Origin of the sequence: Paenibacillus medicaginis (assembly GCF_042138635.1) — a bacterium.
Lineage (GTDB): Bacteria > Bacillota > Bacilli > Paenibacillales > Paenibacillaceae > Paenibacillus > Paenibacillus medicaginis.
The window spans coordinates 419,231-441,220 of sequence record NZ_JBHIRY010000001.1 but is presented as its reverse complement, the minus strand read 5'-3'; the positions used below and the strand labels follow the sequence as shown (position 1 = coordinate 441,220).

17 protein-coding genes are annotated in these 21,990 nt (G+C 46.5%); 12 read left to right on the top strand and 5 right to left on the bottom strand.

Going from position 1 to position 21,990, the window contains the following annotated elements; genetic code table 11:
• Window positions 1-194: 194 nt before the first annotated feature.
• On the bottom strand, window positions 195-455 hold the full coding sequence (locus ACE5LO_RS02530; protein ID WP_375518503.1) for a hypothetical protein: 261 nt from the start codon (window positions 453-455) through the stop codon (window positions 195-197).
• Between the two features lie 112 nt (window positions 456-567).
• On the opposite strand from ACE5LO_RS02530, the gene ACE5LO_RS02525 reads away from it, so the two are divergent.
• From ACE5LO_RS02525 to ACE5LO_RS02505, 5 genes are all read left to right on the top strand, one after another.
• A complete protein-coding gene (locus tag ACE5LO_RS02525; RefSeq protein ID WP_375518502.1) occupies window positions 568-861 on the top strand; it encodes a transposase in 294 nt (97 codons plus the stop codon).
• 822 nt (window positions 862-1,683) lie between these two features.
• Window positions 1,684-3,021 (top strand): glycosyltransferase family 2 protein, encoded by a 1,338-nt coding sequence (locus ACE5LO_RS02520; protein WP_375518501.1) that lies wholly within the window; start codon window positions 1,684-1,686, stop codon window positions 3,019-3,021.
• Between the two features lie 138 nt (window positions 3,022-3,159).
• Window positions 3,160-4,395: a glycosyltransferase family 4 protein gene (locus ACE5LO_RS02515; RefSeq protein WP_375518500.1), complete on the top strand. Its 1,236-nt coding sequence runs from the start codon at window positions 3,160-3,162 to the stop codon at window positions 4,393-4,395.
• A complete protein-coding gene (locus ACE5LO_RS02510; protein WP_375518499.1) occupies window positions 4,392-5,069 on the top strand; it encodes a class I SAM-dependent methyltransferase in 678 nt (225 codons plus the stop codon). Before ACE5LO_RS02515 ends, ACE5LO_RS02510 begins: the two co-directional genes overlap by 4 nt.
• Before the next feature lie 39 nt (window positions 5,070-5,108).
• On the top strand, window positions 5,109-5,546 hold the full coding sequence (locus ACE5LO_RS02505; protein WP_375518498.1) for an NUDIX domain-containing protein: 438 nt from the start codon (window positions 5,109-5,111) through the stop codon (window positions 5,544-5,546).
• Between the two features lie 31 nt (window positions 5,547-5,577).
• Here ACE5LO_RS02505 and ACE5LO_RS02500 read toward each other — a convergent pair whose 3' ends face one another.
• Window positions 5,578-6,552 carry an HD domain-containing protein gene (locus ACE5LO_RS02500; RefSeq protein ID WP_375518497.1) on the bottom strand — a complete coding sequence of 325 codons (975 nt, stop codon included), beginning with the start codon at window positions 6,550-6,552 and terminating at the stop codon, window positions 5,578-5,580.
• A 26-nt stretch (window positions 6,553-6,578) separates the two neighbouring features.
• Between ACE5LO_RS02500 and ACE5LO_RS02495 the strand changes: the two genes are divergently transcribed.
• Entirely contained in the window at window positions 6,579-7,847 is a 1,269-nt protein-coding gene (locus tag ACE5LO_RS02495) for an MFS transporter (protein ID WP_375518496.1), read from the top strand.
• 237 nt (window positions 7,848-8,084) lie between these two features.
• Here ACE5LO_RS02495 and ACE5LO_RS02490 read toward each other — a convergent pair whose 3' ends face one another.
• Window positions 8,085-9,380 carry an Nramp family divalent metal transporter gene (locus ACE5LO_RS02490; protein ID WP_375518495.1) on the bottom strand — a complete coding sequence of 432 codons (1,296 nt, stop codon included), beginning with the start codon at window positions 9,378-9,380 and terminating at the stop codon, window positions 8,085-8,087.
• 357 nt (window positions 9,381-9,737) lie between these two features.
• Between ACE5LO_RS02490 and ACE5LO_RS02485 the strand changes: the two genes are divergently transcribed.
• Complete coding sequence (locus ACE5LO_RS02485; RefSeq protein ID WP_375518494.1) at window positions 9,738-10,895, top strand: copper amine oxidase N-terminal domain-containing protein; 1,158 nt, start codon at window positions 9,738-9,740, stop codon at window positions 10,893-10,895.
• Between the two features lie 144 nt (window positions 10,896-11,039).
• Here the strand turns inward: ACE5LO_RS02485 and ACE5LO_RS02480 are convergent, their stop codons facing one another.
• Both ACE5LO_RS02480 and ACE5LO_RS02475 read right to left on the bottom strand, forming a co-directional pair.
• On the bottom strand, window positions 11,040-11,969 hold the full coding sequence (locus ACE5LO_RS02480) for a hypothetical protein (RefSeq protein WP_375518493.1): 930 nt from the start codon (window positions 11,967-11,969) through the stop codon (window positions 11,040-11,042).
• Window positions 11,966-12,115: a hypothetical protein gene (locus tag ACE5LO_RS02475; protein ID WP_375518492.1), complete on the bottom strand. Its 150-nt coding sequence runs from the start codon at window positions 12,113-12,115 to the stop codon at window positions 11,966-11,968. Before ACE5LO_RS02475 ends, ACE5LO_RS02480 begins: the two co-directional genes overlap by 4 nt.
• A gap of 225 nt (window positions 12,116-12,340) precedes the next feature.
• Between ACE5LO_RS02475 and ACE5LO_RS02470 the strand changes: the two genes are divergently transcribed.
• The 5 genes from ACE5LO_RS02470 (at window position 12,341) to ACE5LO_RS02450 (ending at window position 21,989) form a co-directional block, all read left to right on the top strand.
• The gene (locus ACE5LO_RS02470; protein WP_375518491.1) at window positions 12,341-14,125 is read left to right on the top strand and encodes a vWA domain-containing protein; all 1,785 of its coding nucleotides are present in this window, start codon (window positions 12,341-12,343) and stop codon (window positions 14,123-14,125) included.
• Between the two features lie 69 nt (window positions 14,126-14,194).
• Window positions 14,195-17,584: a tubulin-like doman-containing protein gene (locus tag ACE5LO_RS02465; protein WP_375518490.1), complete on the top strand. Its 3,390-nt coding sequence runs from the start codon at window positions 14,195-14,197 to the stop codon at window positions 17,582-17,584.
• A gap of 3 nt (window positions 17,585-17,587) precedes the next feature.
• Window positions 17,588-19,942: a transcription initiation factor TFIID gene (locus ACE5LO_RS02460; protein ID WP_375518489.1), complete on the top strand. Its 2,355-nt coding sequence runs from the start codon at window positions 17,588-17,590 to the stop codon at window positions 19,940-19,942.
• 95 nt (window positions 19,943-20,037) lie between these two features.
• The gene (locus ACE5LO_RS02455; protein WP_375518488.1) at window positions 20,038-21,327 is read left to right on the top strand and encodes a vWA domain-containing protein; all 1,290 of its coding nucleotides are present in this window, start codon (window positions 20,038-20,040) and stop codon (window positions 21,325-21,327) included.
• Between the two features lie 23 nt (window positions 21,328-21,350).
• Window positions 21,351-21,989: a beta-mannanase gene (locus tag ACE5LO_RS02450; RefSeq protein WP_375518487.1), complete on the top strand. Its 639-nt coding sequence runs from the start codon at window positions 21,351-21,353 to the stop codon at window positions 21,987-21,989.
• The last annotated feature ends 1 nt before the right edge of the window (window position 21,990 follow it).

Genomic DNA, 21,990 nt, shown 5'->3' with positions numbered 1-21,990 from the left:
ACCCGCTCATCTCGCCAACCTGATTCCCTTGTCCACTACACAGGTTACCCCCATACAAGGAGAATTATGCATTAGATGGAGAACAATTCAGAATTCGAGCCGATCTGGTTCCCTTGTCCGATTTTAGATTTGTTCTTGGACAAACCTTTGAAAATGACTGTGAATCTAACAAGCTATCAATAGAGCTCTATTATCTAGCATTCCACAACAAATAGCGAAGAGCCGTTTTCCCCATACGTGTCCGTGAAGTTTGTTTCTCTTCCTGTCCCTAAAACCTTGCCCCTCGATGTTCCGGTAATATTGTTTTCATTATCATGCGATCCATATGTGTAACTCCCAGGTGGTTTGCGTGTACCGCATGGTAATGCTGTTGCCTGAGGTGAAGCAGCATCAATAGTAATTGTATCTTCTTTTTGTCTAGGCAAAATAATATTCTTTGATGAAACCTTTGCCATTATAAATTACCCTTTAACCGGGCTGAGGGTCAGGATGGGAGCACCCACATCGTCCAATCTTTCCAATTGTCGGCTAGCCTCGGATCAAGCCAAAGAATAGGAACTGAGAAAGTTGGATGGGATAACCTGCTTTATAACGAATGATTCTACTATTCCAGCAGCACAAGTCATTCCAAAGTACCATGAGAAAAACAAGGTGGAGGAAGCGTTTCGGGAAATGAAATACCAACTTTCTTTACGGCTTATCCACCTCACTCGTCCTGAACGAGTGAAAGCTTATGTGAGTGTATGCGTTCTGGCTTACTTGCTAAGAAACACGATGGAGATGATGCTTCGGAAAGCTGGTTGTATTGGATTCGCCAGAGAAAACAAATTAATTCTATCAGTTGAAACTTGTCGGTTTTAAAGGTCATTCAACGAACTCCATCATGATCACAAAATGATGGAAGAACAAGAGCGTTTGACCGGTATCCTACTCGCGAAAACCTTGGAAACCCTCGTTGTGGGGACAAAAATGGGTTGCCCAAGGGTCGCAAATCCTTGCTACGCCTACAACTGGAACATTCTTATGTCAAACTTGGCTTGAAATTATTTTTTTGGATTTTTTGGCATAATACCTTTATTTTAGTGTTCATTTATCATATAATGGCTATCATAAAGCTGAGTCGTTTTGCAATTAAAGCTTATTTGATTTTTGTAAGTAAAGAAGTGAAGTCATAAGAAGTTATGGAGAACATGGGTTGTTAGCTCAGTTGGTAGAGCAGAGCATCTGGCTTCTTAATCAGGCGGTCTAGGGTTCGAGTTCATGGCAATCCATCACTAGTGCTGTTTCTCGGAAAAATCTAACATCTAGATACAGAGAGTTTTACCCTTATATGTCCACTTGAAGGGCTTGGCCATGGTTTCATTGAAGTAGGCGATAAATTGAAAGATTTGCTTTTGCAGATCCAAGGTGGTCTTGAAGCTGTTTCGTTTCAACAAGCGACGGACTATGATACTAAACCAGAACTCAATTTGATTTAACTAGGAACCTTGTTTCGGTGCGTAACAAAGTGAATAACGGGATTGGCTAAGAACGCCGCTCGACTCGGCTGAGTGCCAGCACACTCGACTTTCTTTTCTCCTCTAAAGTTGGTCTCCAGTACTGGGTTGTAAATAAAAGTGAAAAATTATTGCTTATCAAAATTAGAAAATTGGCATACTACATGAAGATGGGAGGAAACATTCGATGAAATTGTCTATAGTGATACCTACTTATAATCGTGATCATTTGTTGCTAAAAGGACTGTTGTTTTTATCCGAACAAGTAATAAAATCTGAAGATTTCGAGCTAGAGGTAATAATTGTAGATGATGGATCAACAGATAGAACGGCTGAGTATATTTTAGACGTTCAAAAAAGTATAAAGAATTTAATCCACGTATATTTGCCTCGTGATAGTGGTTCGAATTTATCACGCGCTCGGAATGCTGGGTTAAACATCGCATCAGGAGACATTATCTGTTTTATGGATTCTGGTATTTTAGTGCCAGCTGATTTTTCGGAAAAGATTATGAATATATATAAAAATGGAAATCTCAATAAATTAGTGTTGGTACATAACGTATACGGATTAATACTCGAAGATTCAAAGGAAAACATTATTGATTACATAGAAACATTAACCCCCTATAACCTTCAGGAACATACTCGCACATGGAAGAAAAGTCAATCATGGGTAGATGTCAGAGAATCGATATTTGATGCAGTTGGTGATGATCTGGGCAAATTACCTGCTCCGTGGACTTTAGCATGGGGCGCGATGGTAACGGTTTCAAGACAACTGGCAACGGAGATCGGAGGATACGATGAATCCTATTTTGGTTGGGGTGTAGAAGATCAAGATTTTAGTTATCGATTGTATTTGAAAGATGCAATATTTATGGCAGAAAGACAAGCCTTTGGGTTTCATATACCCCATCCAACGGCTAAACAAGAAGCTAAAAAGAAGAGCATCAGTAATAGGAAGCAGATGCATCAAAAATTTTATACTCTTGAAACTGAGTTATTTTATCTGTATAACGGCCTCTACTATAACCATATCTTAGCAAAGTTAAATACATTCGTCATTTCCAATGCCTTTCAGTCAGTTTATCCAGCATCAGTGTTAGGAAAAGTATCAGAATGTCTCTCGGTTAATCCCGGCCATTCGCTTTTGCTAGGATTTGATGATATCCCGATTACTAGTTTGTTGTATACTACACATATTTTTGTTCATAACAAAACGGTATTTAAAAGATTTAATGAAGAATACAAGGATCGTTCCATTCATTATCTATTAGGGTGTGATACATTTTTTGAAAATAAGTATTTTGAACTCGTTATAATGTCTGATTTTGTTCTTGTGCTAGGCGAAAGACTATTAAAAGATATTTTATTAGAAATGCAGAGAATTTCAAAGCAGATAGTGTTTCTTTATGGTAACATTAAAAAGTTTACAGATGACTCGTATAGGTTGGTAGGCATCGAGCGTTTAAAGGAAATCGCAAAAGAATTTAATTTAATCATTGTTTTTGTTGAATTTTAATTCCAGTCTATATAAGTTCAAGTTAGGAGTTTCCACATCGGATCATTATGAATCACAGAGTAGAAGCCAGTTTGCTGTAACGTTTCCGTGAATTCTTTCATGGAACTTATATAGATAATCTAGGAAGGTGAAATTTTCATGAAAATAGGTATCATTCTTGAGCAGTTAAAATCAATCGGTGGCACCAGCATTCATGTTAGTTCTATGGCGAAGTGTTTGGCAGATGAGGGGCATGAAGTACACGTGATTTCGTTAGGTGAAGTAAACAAATGCCTTGATCTAGGTAATGTGGTTCATCATTCTGCTGGGCCACTGCCAGCAAATATACTGGATGGAAACTCAAGTGCTCGACTACTTATAAATATGCTCTTAGAAGTTACCTATAAGTATGAGATTGATATAGTTCATGCTCACTATCCATGTGCAATGCTTGCTTCTGCAATTAACAAGGTTATAAACGATGTTCCTTATGTAGTTACATTGCATGGTTATGAGATTCAATCTTTTTTAATGCGTGACTTCCAGTATTACTCCTCATTAGTTGGATTAACTTTACCATCTACCATTATTTCAGTATCAAAAGCTCTTGCGTCAGAGTTTACTGAAATTTTCGAAGGCACACATATTTCCATAAATGATGCATCTATCGAAATAATTCCAGATGGGACTAGTTTTGAGATAGTAACTAAGGAGGCAGAAGAAATACGAAAAAAGTTAAAATTAGAATCCGAGTTTACATTCGTTTTTGTGGGCCGTTTATCGGTCGAAAAGGGTTTACGGGAACTGCTCTTAGCGTTCAAAGAAACGGTAAAGCAGCAACCAAATTGTCGGCTCATTATTGTAGGAAGGGGGCAGATGAGTCAAGAAATTGATGAGTTTATCAGTCAGCATGATTTGAAAGAAAATGTACATCTGATCGGAGAGATTCCTCACTATGAAGTGATTAAGTATTTATCAGCTTCAGATGTGTTAGTATTACCATCTCATAGTGAAGGTCTTGGTACCGTTATTTTGGAAGCGTTTGCAGCTGGTATTCCGATAATAGGCACAACAGTCGGGGGAATACCTGAGGCTATAATGCATAACGAAAATGGGTTGTTAGTGCGGCCTAGGGATCATGTAACACTAGCAGATGAGATGATTAAGATAGCTACTGATCCTGAAGGTTATGATCACCTAAAACAAGGTGCAATAAATTCAACTAATAAATATACTTGGAATAATTTGACTAAACAAATTATTGAAATTTACAAAAATGCTATTTATAAAAGAGATAAAAGGAAAGAAGAAATGTTAAATAAAATCAGAGAGAAATATGACTTTTCCCAAGGTAATCCGTGGGACAAAAGTTCACGAGAGGAGACTAAATTATGAACCGGTCAGCTTCAATTGCTTCATGGGATGGCGTTTGGAAAAATGATTTGCCTTATGCTCAGGGTGATTATCGTTTTTTCAGAGGAATGGAGAAAATATCGATAATAAATAAATTTGTTCCTTTTATTCCGGGCAAAAAAATTCTCGATGTAGGCTGTGGGGCAGGTCAAGTTTGCCTTATTTTGAGCAAGCTATTTGGTCTTGAGTCACATGGTATTGATTCTTCGATGACTGCTGTAAAATCCGCACAAGGAATGGCTCAAAAGTGGAATGCAAACAGTACGTATTCGTTTGGGACGGCTCAAGAAACGAATTATCCAGACAATTTCTTTGATTACTCATTAAATTTTGGTGTACTAGAGCATTCAGATGATCCTTCAATTGACCTCAGGGAGAATTATAGAGTTTTACAACCTGGAGGATGGTCAATCATCGTTATCCCGAATGCTTTTTCAATCGGTCCCATCGATCGAATTGTCAAGCAAATGTTTGGGAAATGGCCTTATGGTTATCAAAAAGAGATGACCCCTTCTCAATTGTCCAGATTGTTAAAAAATTGCGGTTTTGTTGACGTTCTTACATTTGCAAGAACGCGTAACTGGACAGGGCAGGCCATCAAAATCAATAAAAAATTCGGTTGGTACCTATATGCTTTTGCCCGTAAACCCTCATGACAAACAAAAAATTAGTGGAAAGAGAAGGAGTCGAACCTTATGTATTTTAACGTAGATGGCATTAAAGTCTATTTCGATGAAATAGAACCGAAGGAATTCCACTCAGTTTTGGTCGTGTTGAGACAGGATCAGAAGTGGCTTCTTGTAAAAAACAAAAATAGAGGATGGGAATTTCCTGGTGGAACACGTGAATTAAATGAAACATTTGCTGAAACGGCCATTAGAGAGGCTAGGGAAGAATCAGGGTCAAATATAAAAGACATTAAGTATGAGGGATATTACATTCTTCCTCATGGAGAAATCACCATTATCACTACGGCACAAGTAGATAAGCGGGAAGAATTAACTGGGGGATTTGAAACGGAAGAAGTAAAACTGTTTTCTGATCTTCCGAAAGATCTCTCTTTTAACGATGGGCTGTATGAGTTTATTATTGAAAGAAGGTGGAACACGAACTATTTAGGAGAGAGGGTATAAAAAGCTTGATCCCCTTTTTCAGGGGATCATTTTATATTGTTATGAAAAAACGGGTTGTAATGCGATCTATATCTTCAAATTTTCTTTTAGCAATTTCATTTATTTCCAGAAATGAACGCCCGTCTACGAGAGGTTCTTTTTTGTAGGTTTTACGTGCTTCTATTTCTATTGAACAATCAAGTCTTTGTGTGTCTATCTGGATAAGTTGTGGATGATTTAATAAATATACATACTTTTGAACTTCAGATGAAGAAGTATGGTTCAATAAATATAAGACTTCATAATCAACCATGGATTGAAATGATGTTTTCGAGAAACTCGTTTCACGAATCATAGCGCCAAGGGCTAGTGATAGTATCTTGTCCATGGCAAGGAAAATGGGGTTAAACATGATTTCGTGTTCAGCAAATATTAAATCAACCAAGTGCATTGCGGATTCCATGTTTGTGTTTACATAGTTATTCTTAATTTCGATTTGGGATAGCAGTTCTGAGGGGGTGATATTATATTTCCCGGCATTAAATGTATCGCGCATGAAGCTATCTAAATGATCTAGCCCTAAATAATTTGTTTTACTGGTAAGTGCGCTATTTCTATTAAGTAAATCTATTATAGTACCAGGATCAAATCCATATTTCCTCAAAATAGTACCTATTATTTTACCGAAAATTAACTCTTCGGTTAAATTATGATGACTTAGTTGTAAGCTTTCTTCGACTGCATGAGAGAACGGTAAATGTCCAACGTCATGTAAGATCGAGGCGATCCTTAACTCTGGATGATCAGGCATTAGCTTCGCAGTCAGCGCCCAGACACCTAAGGTGTGCTCGTACCTGGAGTGAACAATCGGGCTAAACAGCGCGGCCGATCCAAAATGGTGTAAATGTTTCAATCTTCGCACAGGCTTGCTGTAAAATAAATCAATTTCCCATGGATATGCGGAGACATATTCACGATAGAGAGGTTCCCATATCTTATTGTTATCAAATGATTGATGTATGTTCATATTTAACCTCATAGGATTAGATTTAAATGTTGAATAAGTTTGAGGGGGTTGGTGAGGAGCAAATGGAAACTTATATATCAAAGAAGAAATCTTTTTCTATCATTTTTAGTAATAAGGACTATGTTTACTTAAGTCTAATAAATGTACTGCAAGGATTACTATCTGCTATCATTGTTCCGGTTTTTCCGCTTTGGGTAATGAATGAAGTGCATGTGTCTGTTTCTCATGTGTTCTATTTATTGTCCGTTATTGGATTGGGTAACGCTGTTATTAATACTTTCGTCGGTTCTCTTTCTGATAAACTGGGTAAGCGCAAGCTTTTTTTTGAATTATCTATGTGTTTATCTATAATAAGAAATGTATTGTACGCCTTTTTCCCCTATATAACTGTTATTATTATCGCTAGTTGGATAACTCAACTCTCAGCTAGTGGAATAACCTTTGCTATTTTAGATGATAAAATAAAAGCTAATGGTGATGAAAACCACTCAGGGATAATAAATTCAATAATCAGAGGAGCTATTTCTGTTGGCTTTATACTCGGCCCTTGGGTTGGAACGATGCTAATCTCAATTATGTCTTATAGAACTTTTTTTATTTTATACGCTATGTGCTATTTATTACTTTTGTTACTAATTCGCTACCTAATACATGATAGCACAAAAATTACTCCAAAAAAAGAAGTAATAAAGAATAAGAAAAAGGAATCGATTAGAATTAGAAGCGTTTATTTAACTGTCGGGGTAATTATTTTTACAGTATTAATATATGCTGGGATTCAATCAATCAACCCTTTGTTAACTTTGTATGTAAACGAACGTTACGAGACATGGGTTATAGGTGCATTGCTTGGGTTTTCTGTTGTGTTTGAAATCCCTTTTTTTATTATTGTAGGGAAGATGGTTGATAAGATAGGGACGGAAAGAACGCTTTATATTGGGATTATCTCAGAAATCTTATATTTTGCTTTACTATCGATATCGACTAATATTTACGTTCTTTTTGCTTTGCAAATACTAGGTGCTTTTCATACGGTAATATTGTTTATAAGTGTAATGATCTATATCCAGAGCTTGTTCGAAGGAAAGACGGCCTTCTCTACGTCAATGTTTTTCAGCATTTTAATGGTCACAGGAACATTAAGCAACGGGTTAATTGGATTAGTATTACATTCGGGATATAGTAAGGTTTTCCTGCTATTTGCGTTTTGTTCGCTTGGTGGATTAACGATTTTGTTAGCATTAAGCAGTTATAAAAGAAAACAAAGTTCTTACCTCAATTCTTCACGAGATTGAAGTCCACATGAGTCACCTTGCCCTACGGCGGGGACATGGGATGAAAGTTACGTGTCTTACCGTTGGAGATCTTACGGATGCATGAAGCGCATCTGCAGCAGTTTGATGAACTGCCCAATCAAGATGGACGATTTATTGCCAAAATTAAGGGGCCACCCCATAAGTCATTGAAGATGACTTAATGGGATAGCCCCTTAATGCAAGGTGTCTTGATGCTCGAACGTTTGTATATCTACATCAACCGAAGAACGTCTGATACAGTAAAAACAAGTTTAATGCGATGATCAATACGGCCACACACCAGCCAAGAATGGTTGTGATGCGTCGGTTAACCAGGCTGCCCATCAATTGACGATTGCTTGTAAACATAATCAAAGGAATTAATGCAAACGCAATCCCGAATGACAGCACGACCTGGCTCATAACCAGAGCATAGGTTGGATTGACGCCAAACGCGATGATGACAAGCGGCGGGATCATCGTAATGAAGCGTCTGAGATACAAAGGAATACGTCTCTGAATAAAACCTTGCATAATAACGTCGCCGGACATGGTACCTACCGATGAACTGGATAAACCGGAAGCAAGCAGACTGACCCCAAAAAGTATGGCCGAAACAGGACCAACTAAATTATGGAACCCCTGAAATGCCACATCAAGATCTTCAACATTTAATCCATTTTTGAAGAACAATGCGGCAGATACAATCAGCATGCTGGCATTGATGGCTCCGGCAATGAACATAGCGATCAGGATATCGATAAACTCAAAACGGAAGATTTTGCGCCGATCCGCTTCCGTTTTGCCCACGATTCTGCGCTGTGTCAGTGCGGAGTGCAGATAGATCGCGTGCGGCATTACAGTTGCACCCAGAATACCAGCCGCAAGCAGGATACTGTCTACCCCCTGGAATTGGGGGACAAAGAATCCTTGCAGGATTGGCGCAATTTCAGGTTTGGCAAAAAAGATTTGAGCAACGAAGCCCAGCACAACGATGAACAGCATGCCGGTGATGCCCGCCTCAAGCGAACGGAATCCCCGCCGCTGCAGCTCCAGAATGGCAAAAGAGCCGACAGCAGCAATTAATGCAGCAGGAAGCATGGGAATACCGAACAGTAAATACAAGCCTAAAGATGCACCGATAAACTCAGCGAGATCCGTAGCCATGACGACCAGTTCAGCCTGAATCCAGAGTCCGAATGAAACTGGCTTCGAAAACCGCTCACGAGCGACCTCAGGCAGATTTTTTCCGGTTGCAATCCCTAATTTGGCTGACATGGATTGAATTAAAATCGCCATCAAATTGGAAAGCAGCACGACCCACAGGAGCAGGTAACCGTACTTCGAACCTCCTGCGATATTGGTTGCGAAGTTTCCCGGATCAATGTAAGCAATGGCCGCAATAAAGGCTGGTCCGAGGAACGGCAATAATCTTTTTAATCCCTGAGTTTTGCCGCTTAAAGCAGCATGTGCAGATTGAACTGTTGCATGATTGGCAGAAGACTGCTGTTGTACAGCGACATTTTCATTCATAGTTTATCCCACCTTTGATGATCTGAATCTGATTTCTATTATTTTCACCTTAAGCATAGATGTTTCCTTAGGGAAAATTTTATTTTAAAAAAATGCACCGGCCAAATACTTTTGCCTCTACGCAAATTATATTGCCTAAACCACGTTTTAGGCAATACCTATTTTATTTTTAAAATATCTTCTCTGTTGAGTTCATCTATTTTCAATAACAAGCAACTCTATTACGCCAAATTGTTCAGCGCTTTCATACATGTAATTTAAAGGTTGAAGCAAAGAAACTTTTACCATTTCATATCGTTTAAAGCATTGTGAAGGGCAGTCTTATTGACATGTTAAAACGGAAGGAAGAGGGCAATCATGTTAAAAAAGCTAATTCTGATGGCTGGAGTATTGTTAACCGGTTTGATTTCTCCGTTATCGTCCGGTGAAAGAGCTTATGCTGCAGCTGCGGCTGTGGATACGAGCATGTTCCAAACCGGCAATCTGCTAAGAACGAGTGCAAGTCATGCGGATGTTATGTACCAGCCATTGTTTGCGGCAAGACCGGAGGACCGTGAAAAATTGACTAAAGTCAGCCAGATCATGAGTACCGTGTGGAGCAAAGGCAAGACAGCAGTAGTAAAAGAGGAATTGGATCCCTTTGAATCCTTTTTCGACACAGATATGCTGGTGGAATTGAAGAACGGCCAATCAGTGGTACTTTATCCAGAGGGTACAAAGCGTGTGGGCATGGCTTACGGAGAAGTGTACAAAATCCTTGAAAATCAGGAGATCCACGATCTGCTGCAAAGCCTGCTCGTTACAGGAGAAAGCACGTCCATAAGCCCGGAAAAAATGAAGATTGATGAAAAGGTGCATGTGAAAGGCAGTGACGGAGCAAGTGAAGCCGAACCCATTTATGTTTTTCTGGCGCCGACAGGGGGAGAGTTCTCGTCCCTGGAATCAGTAGATGGCTTATACTATCCAAGCCGGGGATCCTTATTGATCCATCAGGATGAACTCCGATTCGGACGGTATGATTTCGAGTTTACACTTCCGGCCTACGGCAAGGCGGTTGACGGAACGATGAAACCAATTCCTTCGGGGAGCGTTACCGTGGCAGTGAATTTTTCAAGTATGACATCCTTCCAACAAGTAACCATTTCACCTGTGCGTCCTGTGTCGATTTCATTAGATGGATCAGTGCTTACCGAACCATCAGCTCAACCGGTGGTTCACAAAAATATGACTTATCTTCCGGTCAGAGTTGCTGCCAAGCTGGTTGAGCAGGATTTGCAGTGGGACGAAACAACCAGAAGTGTTCTTATTCGCACAAGTTCAGCCGCAACAGTGAAAAGAGCGGACGGGCAAATCAGCTTATGGATTGATGGCAAGCAATCGGCAGTGCAGCCATTAAATATCAAGAACACAGTTTATATCCCGCTCAGAGTCGCTGCTGAGGCGTTCGGCTTGCAGATCAACTGGAACGCCGCAACCAGGACGGTGGAAATCCATACCGATGGGGAACGAGGATAGTCTCAGTTTATAAAAAAACCGTTACATGCTCATAAAACAGCTTGTAACGGTTTTTTCGTTCTGATTTTTTGAAAAAATTTGATTTTATTTGCAGGGGAAAAGCTTTCCCGATACGTCTAGAGATAGAAGGCCGCAGGCCTTCGTTCAATAGATCCCGTTCCCGTGCTCATAACGCAGACGGTAAATGTCTTTTACTTCATCGGCAAGATCGCCAAATGGCTCGTACGGGTTGGTCGTAACAATTTTGTGCAGCCGCAGAAAGCGGTCTTCAGGCAGCTTGCGGGCATATCTGTAAATAAATTTGGCATGTGCCACTACATATTTCTTCAAGCGGACGGCAGCACCGGCAACGTAGATCAGGATGTGTTCACCGCCGGGCATGTCCAGGATCCGGTTCTCGTAGAAGGTGACGTAGCGGAGCGTTTTCTCCTTGATCAACTCCCGCTTGATTTTGGCGATCTCGCCAATATATTCGGCTAGCAGCGGCTCAAAGCTCTTCAGCAGCAGACCGTCCAGGATCAGATCCATATCAGACCGCAAAACAAAGGATTGCAGCAGTGCGATCTGCTGCAGCTTCATCCGGTCATCCCTGAGCAATACGCCGACCTCGCGCAGCATTTCGTAGCACAGCAGCTCATCGGTTTGCCTGTGGGCAACCGCTTCGGCACGGTTGCGGGTCAAGCCTTCTTCAAGATCCTCGAAACGGTATTTGAACAGCCGCCGCAGCTGCCGTCTCTGCTCAAAAGGCTTGATCCCGCGCTGCACTGCCCAGAGAAGTAACAGCAGCGCCAGAGAGCCTGCCGCTACGAACAGCGTCTGCTCTGTCGAGGTGCTGAAATAAATGGCCGCGCTGGCGATCACAAGGCCGATGAACAGATCTTTACCGAAATAGCGGAAGGTTTTGCGGTTCGCCATCTCCTGTACGGAGATGAGTGTGCTTCTTCCGCAGGATGGGCATTGATCCTCCCATAAAGCGGTGAAGCTGCCGCAGTGTGTGCAAATGCGCAGCTTTTGCAAGGCGTAACGTGTTCTGACGAACGGCCGGAAGTGGACAGGCTGCTTCTGAGTCTTCATGGGCGCTCACTCCTGCGGTTCAAAGCGGTCAGCAGCTCGGTGTCGATTTGTTCGAGCGAATGCGCCTTTTTTCTATGAAAATAGTAGTTTAGCAGCTTGATCATGACAAAAAGAAACAAAACGGCAAGACATCCGTAAGAGATCATATGCATTCCTTTCCAACGTGAAATGGTGTCAGTTTTTTCATAATTTGCGGCATGGATTGCGCTATAATTATATCATTGCTGCTGTTTAATGGTAAAATGCCGGCATGTTTGCAGAAGGCTGTCCGACAGAGGGAGGGTACTTTTCAGCTAATTTTCATTTTCATTTCATCAAAATTTAAGAGAAGCATAGTACAACTATAGAACTATGGGTAAAGGGGTACAGAGATGAGAAGTCGATTCAGGCATATAACATGCAGAATATTGTCGCTGCTGATGCTCGCGGCAGCTGTAGCAGGAATGCTGCCTTTGAAGGCTAACGCGGCAAGCTCCGCTTCACAGGTGGATGCGGTGCTTGCGGTTGATGTCAGCAATTCCATGAATACGAGCGATCCCGACAAAATCGGCAATGAAGCGATGAAAATGTTCATAGACATGCTGTCCCAACAGGACAATAAAGTGGGAATTGTAGCCTATACGGATGTCATCCAGCGGGAGAAGGCTTTGCTGACTGTAAAATCCCAGGAAGACAAGACCGGGCTAAAGGAATTTATTGACGGTTTGAACCGCGGCGCATATACGGATACCTCCGTCGGGATCAAGGAAGCGGTAAATCTGCTGCAGGACGGGGCGGAAGCCGGACATGCGCCCATGATTGTGATGCTGGCTGACGGCAACAACGATTTGAATGAACAAACAGGACGCACCGATGCGGATTCACAGCAGGATATGCAGCAGGCAGTTGCGGAGGCGAAGAAGAACGGTATCCCGATCTATACGATCGGCCTGAATGCCGACGGCAAGCTCAACAAAGAGTCGCTGGCGAGCATCGCCAAAGAGACGGGCGGCAAGTCCTTCATCACCAGCAACGCGGACGATCTGCCAGGGATATTGAGCGAGATTTTCGCCAGCAATCTGGATCTGAATGTTGTTCCCCTGCAGTCCATGACCGGGAACGGGCAGTACCAGGACGTAACCGTGAACGTACCGAATGAAAATGTGCTGGAAGCCAATATTTCCATCATGTCCTCGAAGCCTGTCGATGCGCGGCTCGTAGATCCCAAGGGCAAGACACGACAAATTCCTGCAAATGATATTTTGCTCTCGAAGTCTAAAAGCTACTCGCTCATCAAGATGCTGAAGCCGCAGGCCGGGGATTGGAAGCTGCAGGTTAAGGGTGTCAGCCAGGACAAGATCGATATCAATCTAGTATTTAACTACGATCTGGGCATTTCTATGAATCAGATTCCCGATCAGGACTACGGGAAGGGCGATAGCATCAACATCAATGCCTACCTGACAAGCGGAGAGCAGCAGCTGCAGGACAGCTCGCTCTATGAAGGCATGAGCGCGGTGCTGAACATTACGGATCTGGATACAGGCAAGATGGACAAAATGGAGCTGGACAATCAGAACGGTTCCTTCAGCGGCACCTTCAAAATTCCGGAGGATCACAATTATGAATTAAAAGTAAGGGCAGAGGACGCAAGCTTCTTCCGTGAAACCGATCCGTTGACCATCCGGGCAGCGGCATCTGGCAGCTCGTCTGCATCGGCCGAAGCGGGTAATAGCAAAGCGGGGTTATGGCTTCCGGCGGTCCTGATGGGAATTATTGTTCTTATCCTGTTAGCTGCGGCCTTTTTCATCTGGAAGTATTTCAAGAAAGCAACTAGAGGTTTTGTGGGACAAATGGTCGTTGAGGTAAGGGATGAAAATACGGGCGAGAAATCGTACCCACAGTACAAGAAGCTGAACGGCTTCCACGGCAAATTCAACCTGCACCAGCTGCTGCAGCTGGCTCCCGAATTTACCGGGACGGAGAAAATTGTATTTGCTCCAGTCAGCGGCGACCGTCTGACGGTGCGCAGCACGGGCGATTTGACGGTGGAGAAATCCGGCAGAGCCATCGATGCATCGCGTGGAATTGAGCTGAAGAACGGCGACAGACTGACGATTCCCCTCGGCAGCGCAGGCAAAACGATATTGCTTGAGTATTTGTCGGTCAACAGCTAATAAACCCATATTTATTAAAATAATTGATCCAAGCATTTATTCCACAAATATATCCAGGGGGTAGAGAAGATGAAACCAGTAGTGAGAGAGCATATCCAGCAGCTGGACGTATCGCTCGGCGGCGGTATCGTCAGCGAGAAGATCAGGGTGGACACGATCGATAATCCGATTTTGATCATCGGTCTGGGCGGCACGGGCATTGATGCCCTGCTGCGCCTGAAATACCAGATCAACCGCCGCTTCAAGCTGCCGGAGGATCCGGTATCCAAGAAAAAGTTCGACAAGCCGGATAATGTTGAATTTCTCGCCTTTGAAACGAATGAGCAGGACCGGAACAAAAAGTACAAGGGCATCGGACTTGATCCGATTAATGAATTCGTGCTGCTGTCCAATGCAGAGATCGGCGGTCTGCTGCAGAACCGCAGCATTCTCGAGCCGTACATAACGGAGTGGCTGTCGCCAGAGCTGAGCATTACCGACGGCATGAACGGTGCTGCCGGTGTGCGTCAGGCCGGACGACTGCTGCTGTTCACCAAGATTAACCAGGTGGTGCAGAGCATCGACAAGAAGATCAAAACACTGTCTGTCGGCACGAACAAAAAGCTGATGGTGTTTCTGCTTTCCGGTCTGTCCGGAGGGACGGGCAGCGGCACATTCCTGGACATTTCATACATCGTAAGGGGCATTATCGAACGGGATTATGGCTCCGCAGGCATCGACCGGGTGAACACCCTTGGTTACTTGTTCACGCCGGATGTCAATCTGGCGAATAAGAGCCTGAGTGAGCATACCCGCGAGTATATCAAGAAGAACGGATACGCCGCACTGAAAGAGTTGGACTACTGGATGAATGTGGATAGCCGTGGTGAACGTTTCAGGCAGCAGTACGGGAACATTTTGACGGTGAATTCCCCGCTGCCACCGTTTAATCTTTGTCACCTGATTTCGGCTACGAACACAGAGGGCAAGCTGCTGGAGAACGCCTATGATTACTGCATGAACGTGACGGCGGAAAATATTACGAACTTCATGGCCAGCGAGGAAAAACAGTCAGGCGAAGAGTTCGCCATCCATGACTATATCAGCAATATCCGCACCAACATTGCGCAGATGAACCGGGCATATCCGGCCAACTATGAGTACAACATCATCGGCGCCTCGTCCGCCGTGCTGCCGGTGGAGGAAATGACGACATATCTCGCTTACCGTCTGTTCGGCAAGATGGAGAAAATGTTCGAGAAGGCCCCCGGCCAGGAGGAAGTGGAGAAATTTGCGCGCAAGCTGGGCGTGGATCTCGACAGCATGATCAAAAACTTTGAATCCCGCGTTCCCGAGCCGCTGCCGGGTTATGAGAATAGCGAGCGGCTCAGCTACAGCAATGTCATTAAAATGCAGGTCGTCAACATGGACACCGAGCTGGAGCAAAATTTCCTGACCCGGGCACGCGAGGAATACATCAAGGCGAAGAAGCAGCTGCCCGGCGAAATTGTGGGTCAGTTCACGGATCAGATCCGCCGCATGTTCCTGCATCCGGAGCAAGGACCGTTTTATGTATCCCGCCTTATTTATACGGAGAAAGGCTTCTGTCTGCTGAAAATGCTGCTGTCTTACATTGAGACGCTGCGCGAGAGCCTGCACCGGATTCCGCGCGATATCGAAACCGCGCGCGAGCAGGCTGATGACAAAATGGGCGACGCCAAAAGCGCCTTTGTCTCCAAGGATAAGAAGAAAAACGCTTATATTGAAGCTAAAATCAATGAATATTGGCTGCGCGCCGATGTGGAGCGCACGGAGCAGCTGATTGAATTTTACGAGGATTTGTACGATCTGCTGAATCAGGAGAACAGCCGCATTTATAATGTATATTCCGAGATTCTGAACGCCCTGAGCGCAATCTTCTCCAAGAACGGTGACATCCTCATTAACGGGGAAGAGCAGACCGATCATCGGGGCAACAAAACCTACTACTGGAATTTGGTCAGCGTGCCGGATATTGCGGCCGTGGTTTCCAAAATGATGGAGAAGCGCGACGGGGACGATCTGATCCGCGATTTCACCCAGGAGCTGCTCACACACTCCAATCAATGGGTCAAGGAACAGGAAATCGACATTGTCAGCTCCATTTCCGACTTTTTGACCGAAAAATTCGGCGATCTGATCACCCGCTCCATGGAAGACTTCCTGATGATGAAATACGGCCAGGACGAAGCGGTGGAGAAGTTTGTGGAACGCCATATTGCCAGCCGTCTCGATGACGATGCCGTTCCGGTCTTCCATCTGAGCAACAGTTCCGGCAATCTGTACTTCCCTTCCTGGGGTTTTGTATCCGTTCCGGTGCAGGCGCCGGGCATTCTGAAGGGAATTCGCAACTATCAGAATAATGCGGTCGGCAAGTCCCATTTTACGATCAAGGAGAGCGAGGTCAAAAACCGCATTTTCTGGCTGAATACGCGCAACGGGGTGCCGCTGTTCGTGTACACGCCGCTCAAGGTGTATGAAGAAAGCTACGAAAAAACGATTCTCGACCGCGAAGGCATCGGACGCCATCTCGTGCAGACGGCCCGCAACAACTGGACGTTCTTGCCGTCGCCCATTCCGGAAAAGTCCTGGGGAGATGTTTACGTTAATCCGCGTGTTCAACAGTACAATGCACGCGTGCGTGGGGAATTTGCCCGCGCATCGGCGGCAGGCATCATCCGCCTGAAAGGGGACGACAAGAACACAAGCAACCGTTATGAAGTGGCGAAGACACGCCCATTGGACCTGAACGCCATGCTTGCCCCTTATGATATGCGCCTTCAGGAAGCGAAACCGAACCTTGGCGAAGTGAAGCGTGCCTTTGATTCTCTGAAAAGGCTGCTGTCCGAAGGGCTGGAGACCGAGTATGTGAAGGATATCTTTGGCAGTATCAACGAAGAGCTGGCACAGGAGAATCTGATTCGTTCCCCTGAGTTGTCACGTGTTGTGCGCGATGAATTGGCGAAGCGCGAAAGCATCCAGGCGAAAGTGGCGGAACTGGGCGCCGTGCTGGACAAATTCCAGGACGAGGAGAAGTGGCTGGACCAGTTCATTGAAGCGCTGTATACGGGCACCATAACCAAAAAAGGAGCGCTGTATGTGTATGACCGCGATCCGGAGGAGGATGCCTGGGAGCCGTTCGCCAATGTACTGAAAAGCCGCAGCTATGTGGAGTATGAAGTGTTCAGCAATTTCCGCGCACTGGATGAGAAGCACCGTGCTGTACTGTTGCGCAAAGCTTCACGCCGCGATGCTGAAATGACATCTTCAGAGGATATCACGCCTCTCTTGGCTAAGCTCGACGAATTGGCCGCTGCATTTACAGAAGGGCGCGACCAACTGCAGTATGAGCGGGTAGAGCTTGCGAACGGTGAGGAGCTGTATGCCTTCTATAAAGAAATGGCGGGCAAGCTTAACGATATCCGCAGAAGGCTGAAGTAGGCCATGAGAGAGAAGCTGAACCAGTTTGCAGAGACTTACGCCCGTGCGGAAGAGCAACTGATCGGTAGTGGGGATGGGCGCAGCAGCATCCATTACCCCGCTGTGTTTCTCTTTATCGGGGACCGGTGCGGCCCGGCGCTGCAAACGGTAATGGAAATCAACAGCCGCAAATGGGATAACAGCGCGGGGGTTGCCTATATCCATGTGGCTGCCCAGGCTGAAGCTCTACATACATCTGGCGGGGTGCTCGGGCATTTGATTCCACCGTTTGACGGACTGGATGACAAAGCGAGGAGAAGCGGATTATACCGGGCCTTTTACGACAATGAAGAACAGCTTGTACGGCTGAATGCCCTGCTGCGGCAGGCCAGCCGGCAACTGGCGGAATACGGGAAGCTGTATTCGTCCTTTGAGAGGGTGCACCTGTCCGTCATCACCTGCGCTGATGATCCGCTGAACGCCGTGGTGGCCGAAGTCACGCTGCTGGCGGATTATATTTTGGGCCAATCCTTCAAGTCGGTGCAAACGGATTTATATGTTCTGGTGAAGGAGAGTCCTGAAGAACAGTTCGGTTACAGCAGCGCCATCAACGTGGCGTTCCTGCGTGAGCTGGAATGGCTGCAGAGTCCCGGGTTCACGTTCTCCGCTCCCTTACACATGACGGAGGAGCGGCTCGCGATTCAGGTGCAGCATGCACCGGCTCCGCTGTTCGATCTGGTCTACCTGCTTTCGGACAAAAATGAACGGGGTATGATCGTTCCTGATGAGCTGCGCCAGAACTGCGAAATGATTTGCCATATCCAGCTCCTCAAGAACCGCAGTAGGGTAGCGGAAGAATACAGGCCGCAGGATGGCGGGTACAACAATACATCGTTCAAGAACAACATCATGACCGACTCAGGCCGGGCCGGATATGTATCGGCAGGTTTTGCGCGGGTGAAAAGGCCCAATGAATCCATTGCGCTGACGGTGCTGTATCATTTCTACACACAGCTGCTGGAGCGAATGAAGAGCGGCCGGGACTGGAGCAGCCGCGATAAGCTGACCTATTTCGGCCTCGACGCCCCGGACCGGGCGGAACTGCTGAACAGCCTTGTGCCGGAGCCGTCAGCGATCAGGGATATGATGGGTCTTATGACTTCCGGCATCGGGTACGCGGCCTTGAAGAGAATGACGCTGCAGGAAGCGGAGGAAGCGCTGTTTGGCGAGGGCTGCCGTAAGTTCTTCAGGCAAAATTTCGAGGAGGCTGCTGCTGAGCGGCTTCGTTCCTTCGATGCAGAAGCGTGGCTGCGCAGCCGAACGTCTCTTTCCGTGGCAGGCGCGGAGGCGGGCATTTACGAGCTGCTGGAATGGACGGATGAGCAGGCTGCGGGCAGTGTGCTCGGCGCGGTGAGGAATCTGGTCCGCGATACGGCGAATGATCTCGCCGTCAGCAGTGCGGAGCTGGAAGCTCTGTATGCCGCCTCCGCCGAGGATCAGCCTTTTCAGCGGTTGCCGCTGATGGATAAGCACAACACGCGGAATCTGATCCGTTACTTGACGGAGACGGTCTATAGCCACAAACTGCATATGCTGCGGCTGCACACAGAGCTTGAGGCCCTCCGCCGCTGCGAGGCTGCACTGGAGCGGCTGCACAAGCAGACGAAAGCGCTGGCTGCGCAGCTGGAGCAGGTGAAGCTGGAGCTGCGGACGGCTGCCGAAGACAGCATCCGCCTGGCAGATCAATATACGGGCCAGAATCTGTTCGAGTATTATGAACATGTGGCCGCAGAAATCATGAAAGAGATAGAGAATAAGCGGGGCAAGCAGGTGCTTTTCGAGGAGCGGTTTATGGGTTCGCCCGCTGAGCTGCTGGGCAGCGGAACGGATGGGCTGGTGGACAGACTCATCCTGACCTGCCACAGCCTGATCCTGGGCGCGGAGCCGTTCAAGCAGACGTTCGAGGAAGAACTGCTGCGGCGCGCCAACGTTGCCTCGGATTACGACAATCGTCAAATTGTGCCTCAGGATGAGCTGTTTAAGCGCTTGTACCGCACGCTTGAAGAGAATGCGGTAATCAATGTGAGGCTGCTGGACTACACGCATGAGCACAGATACGAAGAAAGGTATTTTTTCGGTGATTATGAAGGTGAATTTCTGCCTTACGCCCTGGGCGCGGATGACTCATCCCGCCTCTACAAGACAGGCTTCGTGCATGAAAAGCGCAGCAGTGGGGTAGAAAAGCTGCAGTTGATGGGCGGTTTTCATATGGAGGATTTGATGGTGTACAGGAACGGAAAGACGTATTACGAGACGTACTCCGCGAATGGATACGAGCTGCACGGGATCGCTGCGGGGCGGCTGCCTGAACTGCGGTGAGCAAGTACGAAGCCGGATCTAATAGAGGTAGTTCAAAAGTCATCTTTTGATCACGACTTTTTGAACACTCACTAATTGAAAAGGGGTTAGGGGTTATGATGCAGAGAAAAATAAATCTTCTTATGCTGCTGTTCAGTCTGATCGGGGGAGCGGCAGGGTTTCTGATCGGTGAAATCCTGCTGCTGCGTTTTCTTGACGAGTGGCCGCATTGGCTGGTCATCGGCGTTTATTTCGGAGTTATGGCGTTCTGTATCGGATTGTTCTGTCTGATCGCCGAGCTGATTAGTCCGAAGCTGAACGGGATGTCCTGGAAGCAGCGCTATGCAGGGCTGTCGTGGAAGTTGCTGGTGCCTGCCACGCTCGTTCTGCTTTTTGCGGCAGGTTCATTGCTGGAGTTGGGGTATCAAATCAATCCTGCGGGAGCCAAAAAGGTGAACGATCTGGTTCTCGTCATCGACAACTCGGGCAGTATGGCACAAAACGATCCGAACAATGACCGCATCACCGCCGCCAAAAGCATGATCGCCCAAATGAACGGGGACAAACGTGTGTCCGTCGTCCTGTTCGGTGACGAGGCCGAGGTGCTGCAGCCGTTCACACCAGTAGGTACGGAAGCCGAAAAGCAGGCTGTCTATGACAAGCTGGACCACATTCCAGGCACGGATGCGGGGACCAATTTCGATCTGGCCTTGAGTGAGACGCTGCGCCAAATCCAGGCCCAAGGGGAAAGCAATAATGGCGCCATGGTCATCCTGTTATCTGACGGATATAGTGATCTGGATACGGCAACTGCTCTTGCTCCTTATACAGAGCGGAATATCGCGGTCAATACGGTGGGCCTCAGCGTGACGGATGCCGGTGGGGTCGGACTGCTGCAGGCGATTGCGCAGATGACCGGCGGCACCTACTATGACGTAACGGATGCAGGCCAGCTTTCGCTCGTGTTCGGTGAGATTTACAACAGCCTTGGCGACCGGACGCTGCTGACGGAGCGCACCGGCATGTACGCGGACAGCACTTATCTGGCCATCTATCGTACAGTGGCTTTGGTCATGATCGGAGCATTGATCGGGCTTGCGCTTGGACTCATGTTCGACAATCGTTATTTGGCGCGGAACTTCGCCATTGGCGGCATCCCGGCGGGGCTGCTGGCTGGATTGCTGCTGGAAAACGGGCTGCATGGCTCCATCTGGCTGGACCCCATCGTCAGGCTGCTGGCGGCACTGCTGCTGGCAGGCATTATTGCACTTTTTTCTTTTGTGCTGCCGATTCGCGATCATGGCAGATCATCCGGCGGCAACGGCCGCGGAGTGTCGACCCGCCCGGGCAGAGGCGGGGAAGGATTCGACCATGCGCGCCGCAACAGCAGCAGCAAAGGATTTTAGGTACGGAAACGGGGGCATAAATTATGCAATATAGAGAAGCTCAGCCGGGCATGCCCGCCATATCCGAGCTGTCATGCAGGCTGAATGACAACCATGTAGTGCTCCGCTGGCAGTGGCCTGAAGGCGTGCAGGCGGTATACATTGAAAAGCGGGACGCAGAGACGGCGGATGGTCCTCCTGCTTCGGCGGCAGGGGGGCTCAAGCTGTATACCCGTGAAGAATATAAGGCGGCAGGCAGCTTCCGGGATCGGATTGAAGGCATCGGTCGTCTTCGCTATACGGTATACGCCAGCATTACAGAAGACGGGCAGATGCTGCTTATCCGGCAGAGTGACGGCCACAACAGCGCGGAAATCAGTACAGGCAAAGCGAAAATCCGTTACACGGTGGATCATAAGAAGGGCCTGTTCAGCCGCCACAAGACGGTCCGGATCACCGTCACCGCCGAAATCCCGGTTCCCCAGGAGGCGCTCTGCTACGTGAAGAAGGAGGGCGGGTATCCGCTCGACAAGGAGGACGGAACTGTATATCCGTTCACCAGACCGTTTGCGGCCGGCAGAAATGTGCTGCCACCCATTGAGGTGGGTGCCAGCGAGTATGTGCGTCTTTTTTTCACCGACGGCCGCAAGTATGGGAGCACGTTCGAGCTGATTCCTGAATGAG

Coding starts and splice junctions, on each gene's coding strand:
- ACE5LO_RS02470 (WP_375518491.1), top strand. CDS start 12,341: ATGAGAAGTCGATTCAGGCATATAACATGCAGAATATTGTCGCTGCTG.
- ACE5LO_RS02465 (WP_375518490.1), top strand. CDS start 14,195: ATGAAACCAGTAGTGAGAGAGCATATCCAGCAGCTGGACGTATCGCTC.
- ACE5LO_RS02450 (WP_375518487.1), top strand. CDS start 21,351: ATGCAATATAGAGAAGCTCAGCCGGGCATGCCCGCCATATCCGAGCTG.
- ACE5LO_RS02455 (WP_375518488.1), top strand. CDS start 20,038: ATGATGCAGAGAAAAATAAATCTTCTTATGCTGCTGTTCAGTCTGATC.
- ACE5LO_RS02515 (WP_375518500.1), top strand. CDS start 3,160: ATGAAAATAGGTATCATTCTTGAGCAGTTAAAATCAATCGGTGGCACC.
- ACE5LO_RS02505 (WP_375518498.1), top strand. CDS start 5,109: ATGTATTTTAACGTAGATGGCATTAAAGTCTATTTCGATGAAATAGAA.
- ACE5LO_RS02520 (WP_375518501.1), top strand. CDS start 1,684: ATGAAATTGTCTATAGTGATACCTACTTATAATCGTGATCATTTGTTG.
- ACE5LO_RS02485 (WP_375518494.1), top strand. CDS start 9,738: ATGTTAAAAAAGCTAATTCTGATGGCTGGAGTATTGTTAACCGGTTTG.
- ACE5LO_RS02490 (WP_375518495.1), bottom strand. CDS start 9,380: ATGAATGAAAATGTCGCTGTACAACAGCAGTCTTCTGCCAATCATGCA.
- ACE5LO_RS02475 (WP_375518492.1), bottom strand. CDS start 12,115: ATGATCTCTTACGGATGTCTTGCCGTTTTGTTTCTTTTTGTCATGATC.
- ACE5LO_RS02500 (WP_375518497.1), bottom strand. CDS start 6,552: ATGAACATACATCAATCATTTGATAACAATAAGATATGGGAACCTCTC.
- ACE5LO_RS02495 (WP_375518496.1), top strand. CDS start 6,579: ATGTTGAATAAGTTTGAGGGGGTTGGTGAGGAGCAAATGGAAACTTAT.
- ACE5LO_RS02460 (WP_375518489.1), top strand. CDS start 17,588: ATGAGAGAGAAGCTGAACCAGTTTGCAGAGACTTACGCCCGTGCGGAA.
- ACE5LO_RS02480 (WP_375518493.1), bottom strand. CDS start 11,969: ATGAAGACTCAGAAGCAGCCTGTCCACTTCCGGCCGTTCGTCAGAACA.
- ACE5LO_RS02510 (WP_375518499.1), top strand. CDS start 4,392: ATGAACCGGTCAGCTTCAATTGCTTCATGGGATGGCGTTTGGAAAAAT.
- ACE5LO_RS02530 (WP_375518503.1), bottom strand. CDS start 455: ATGGCAAAGGTTTCATCAAAGAATATTATTTTGCCTAGACAAAAAGAA.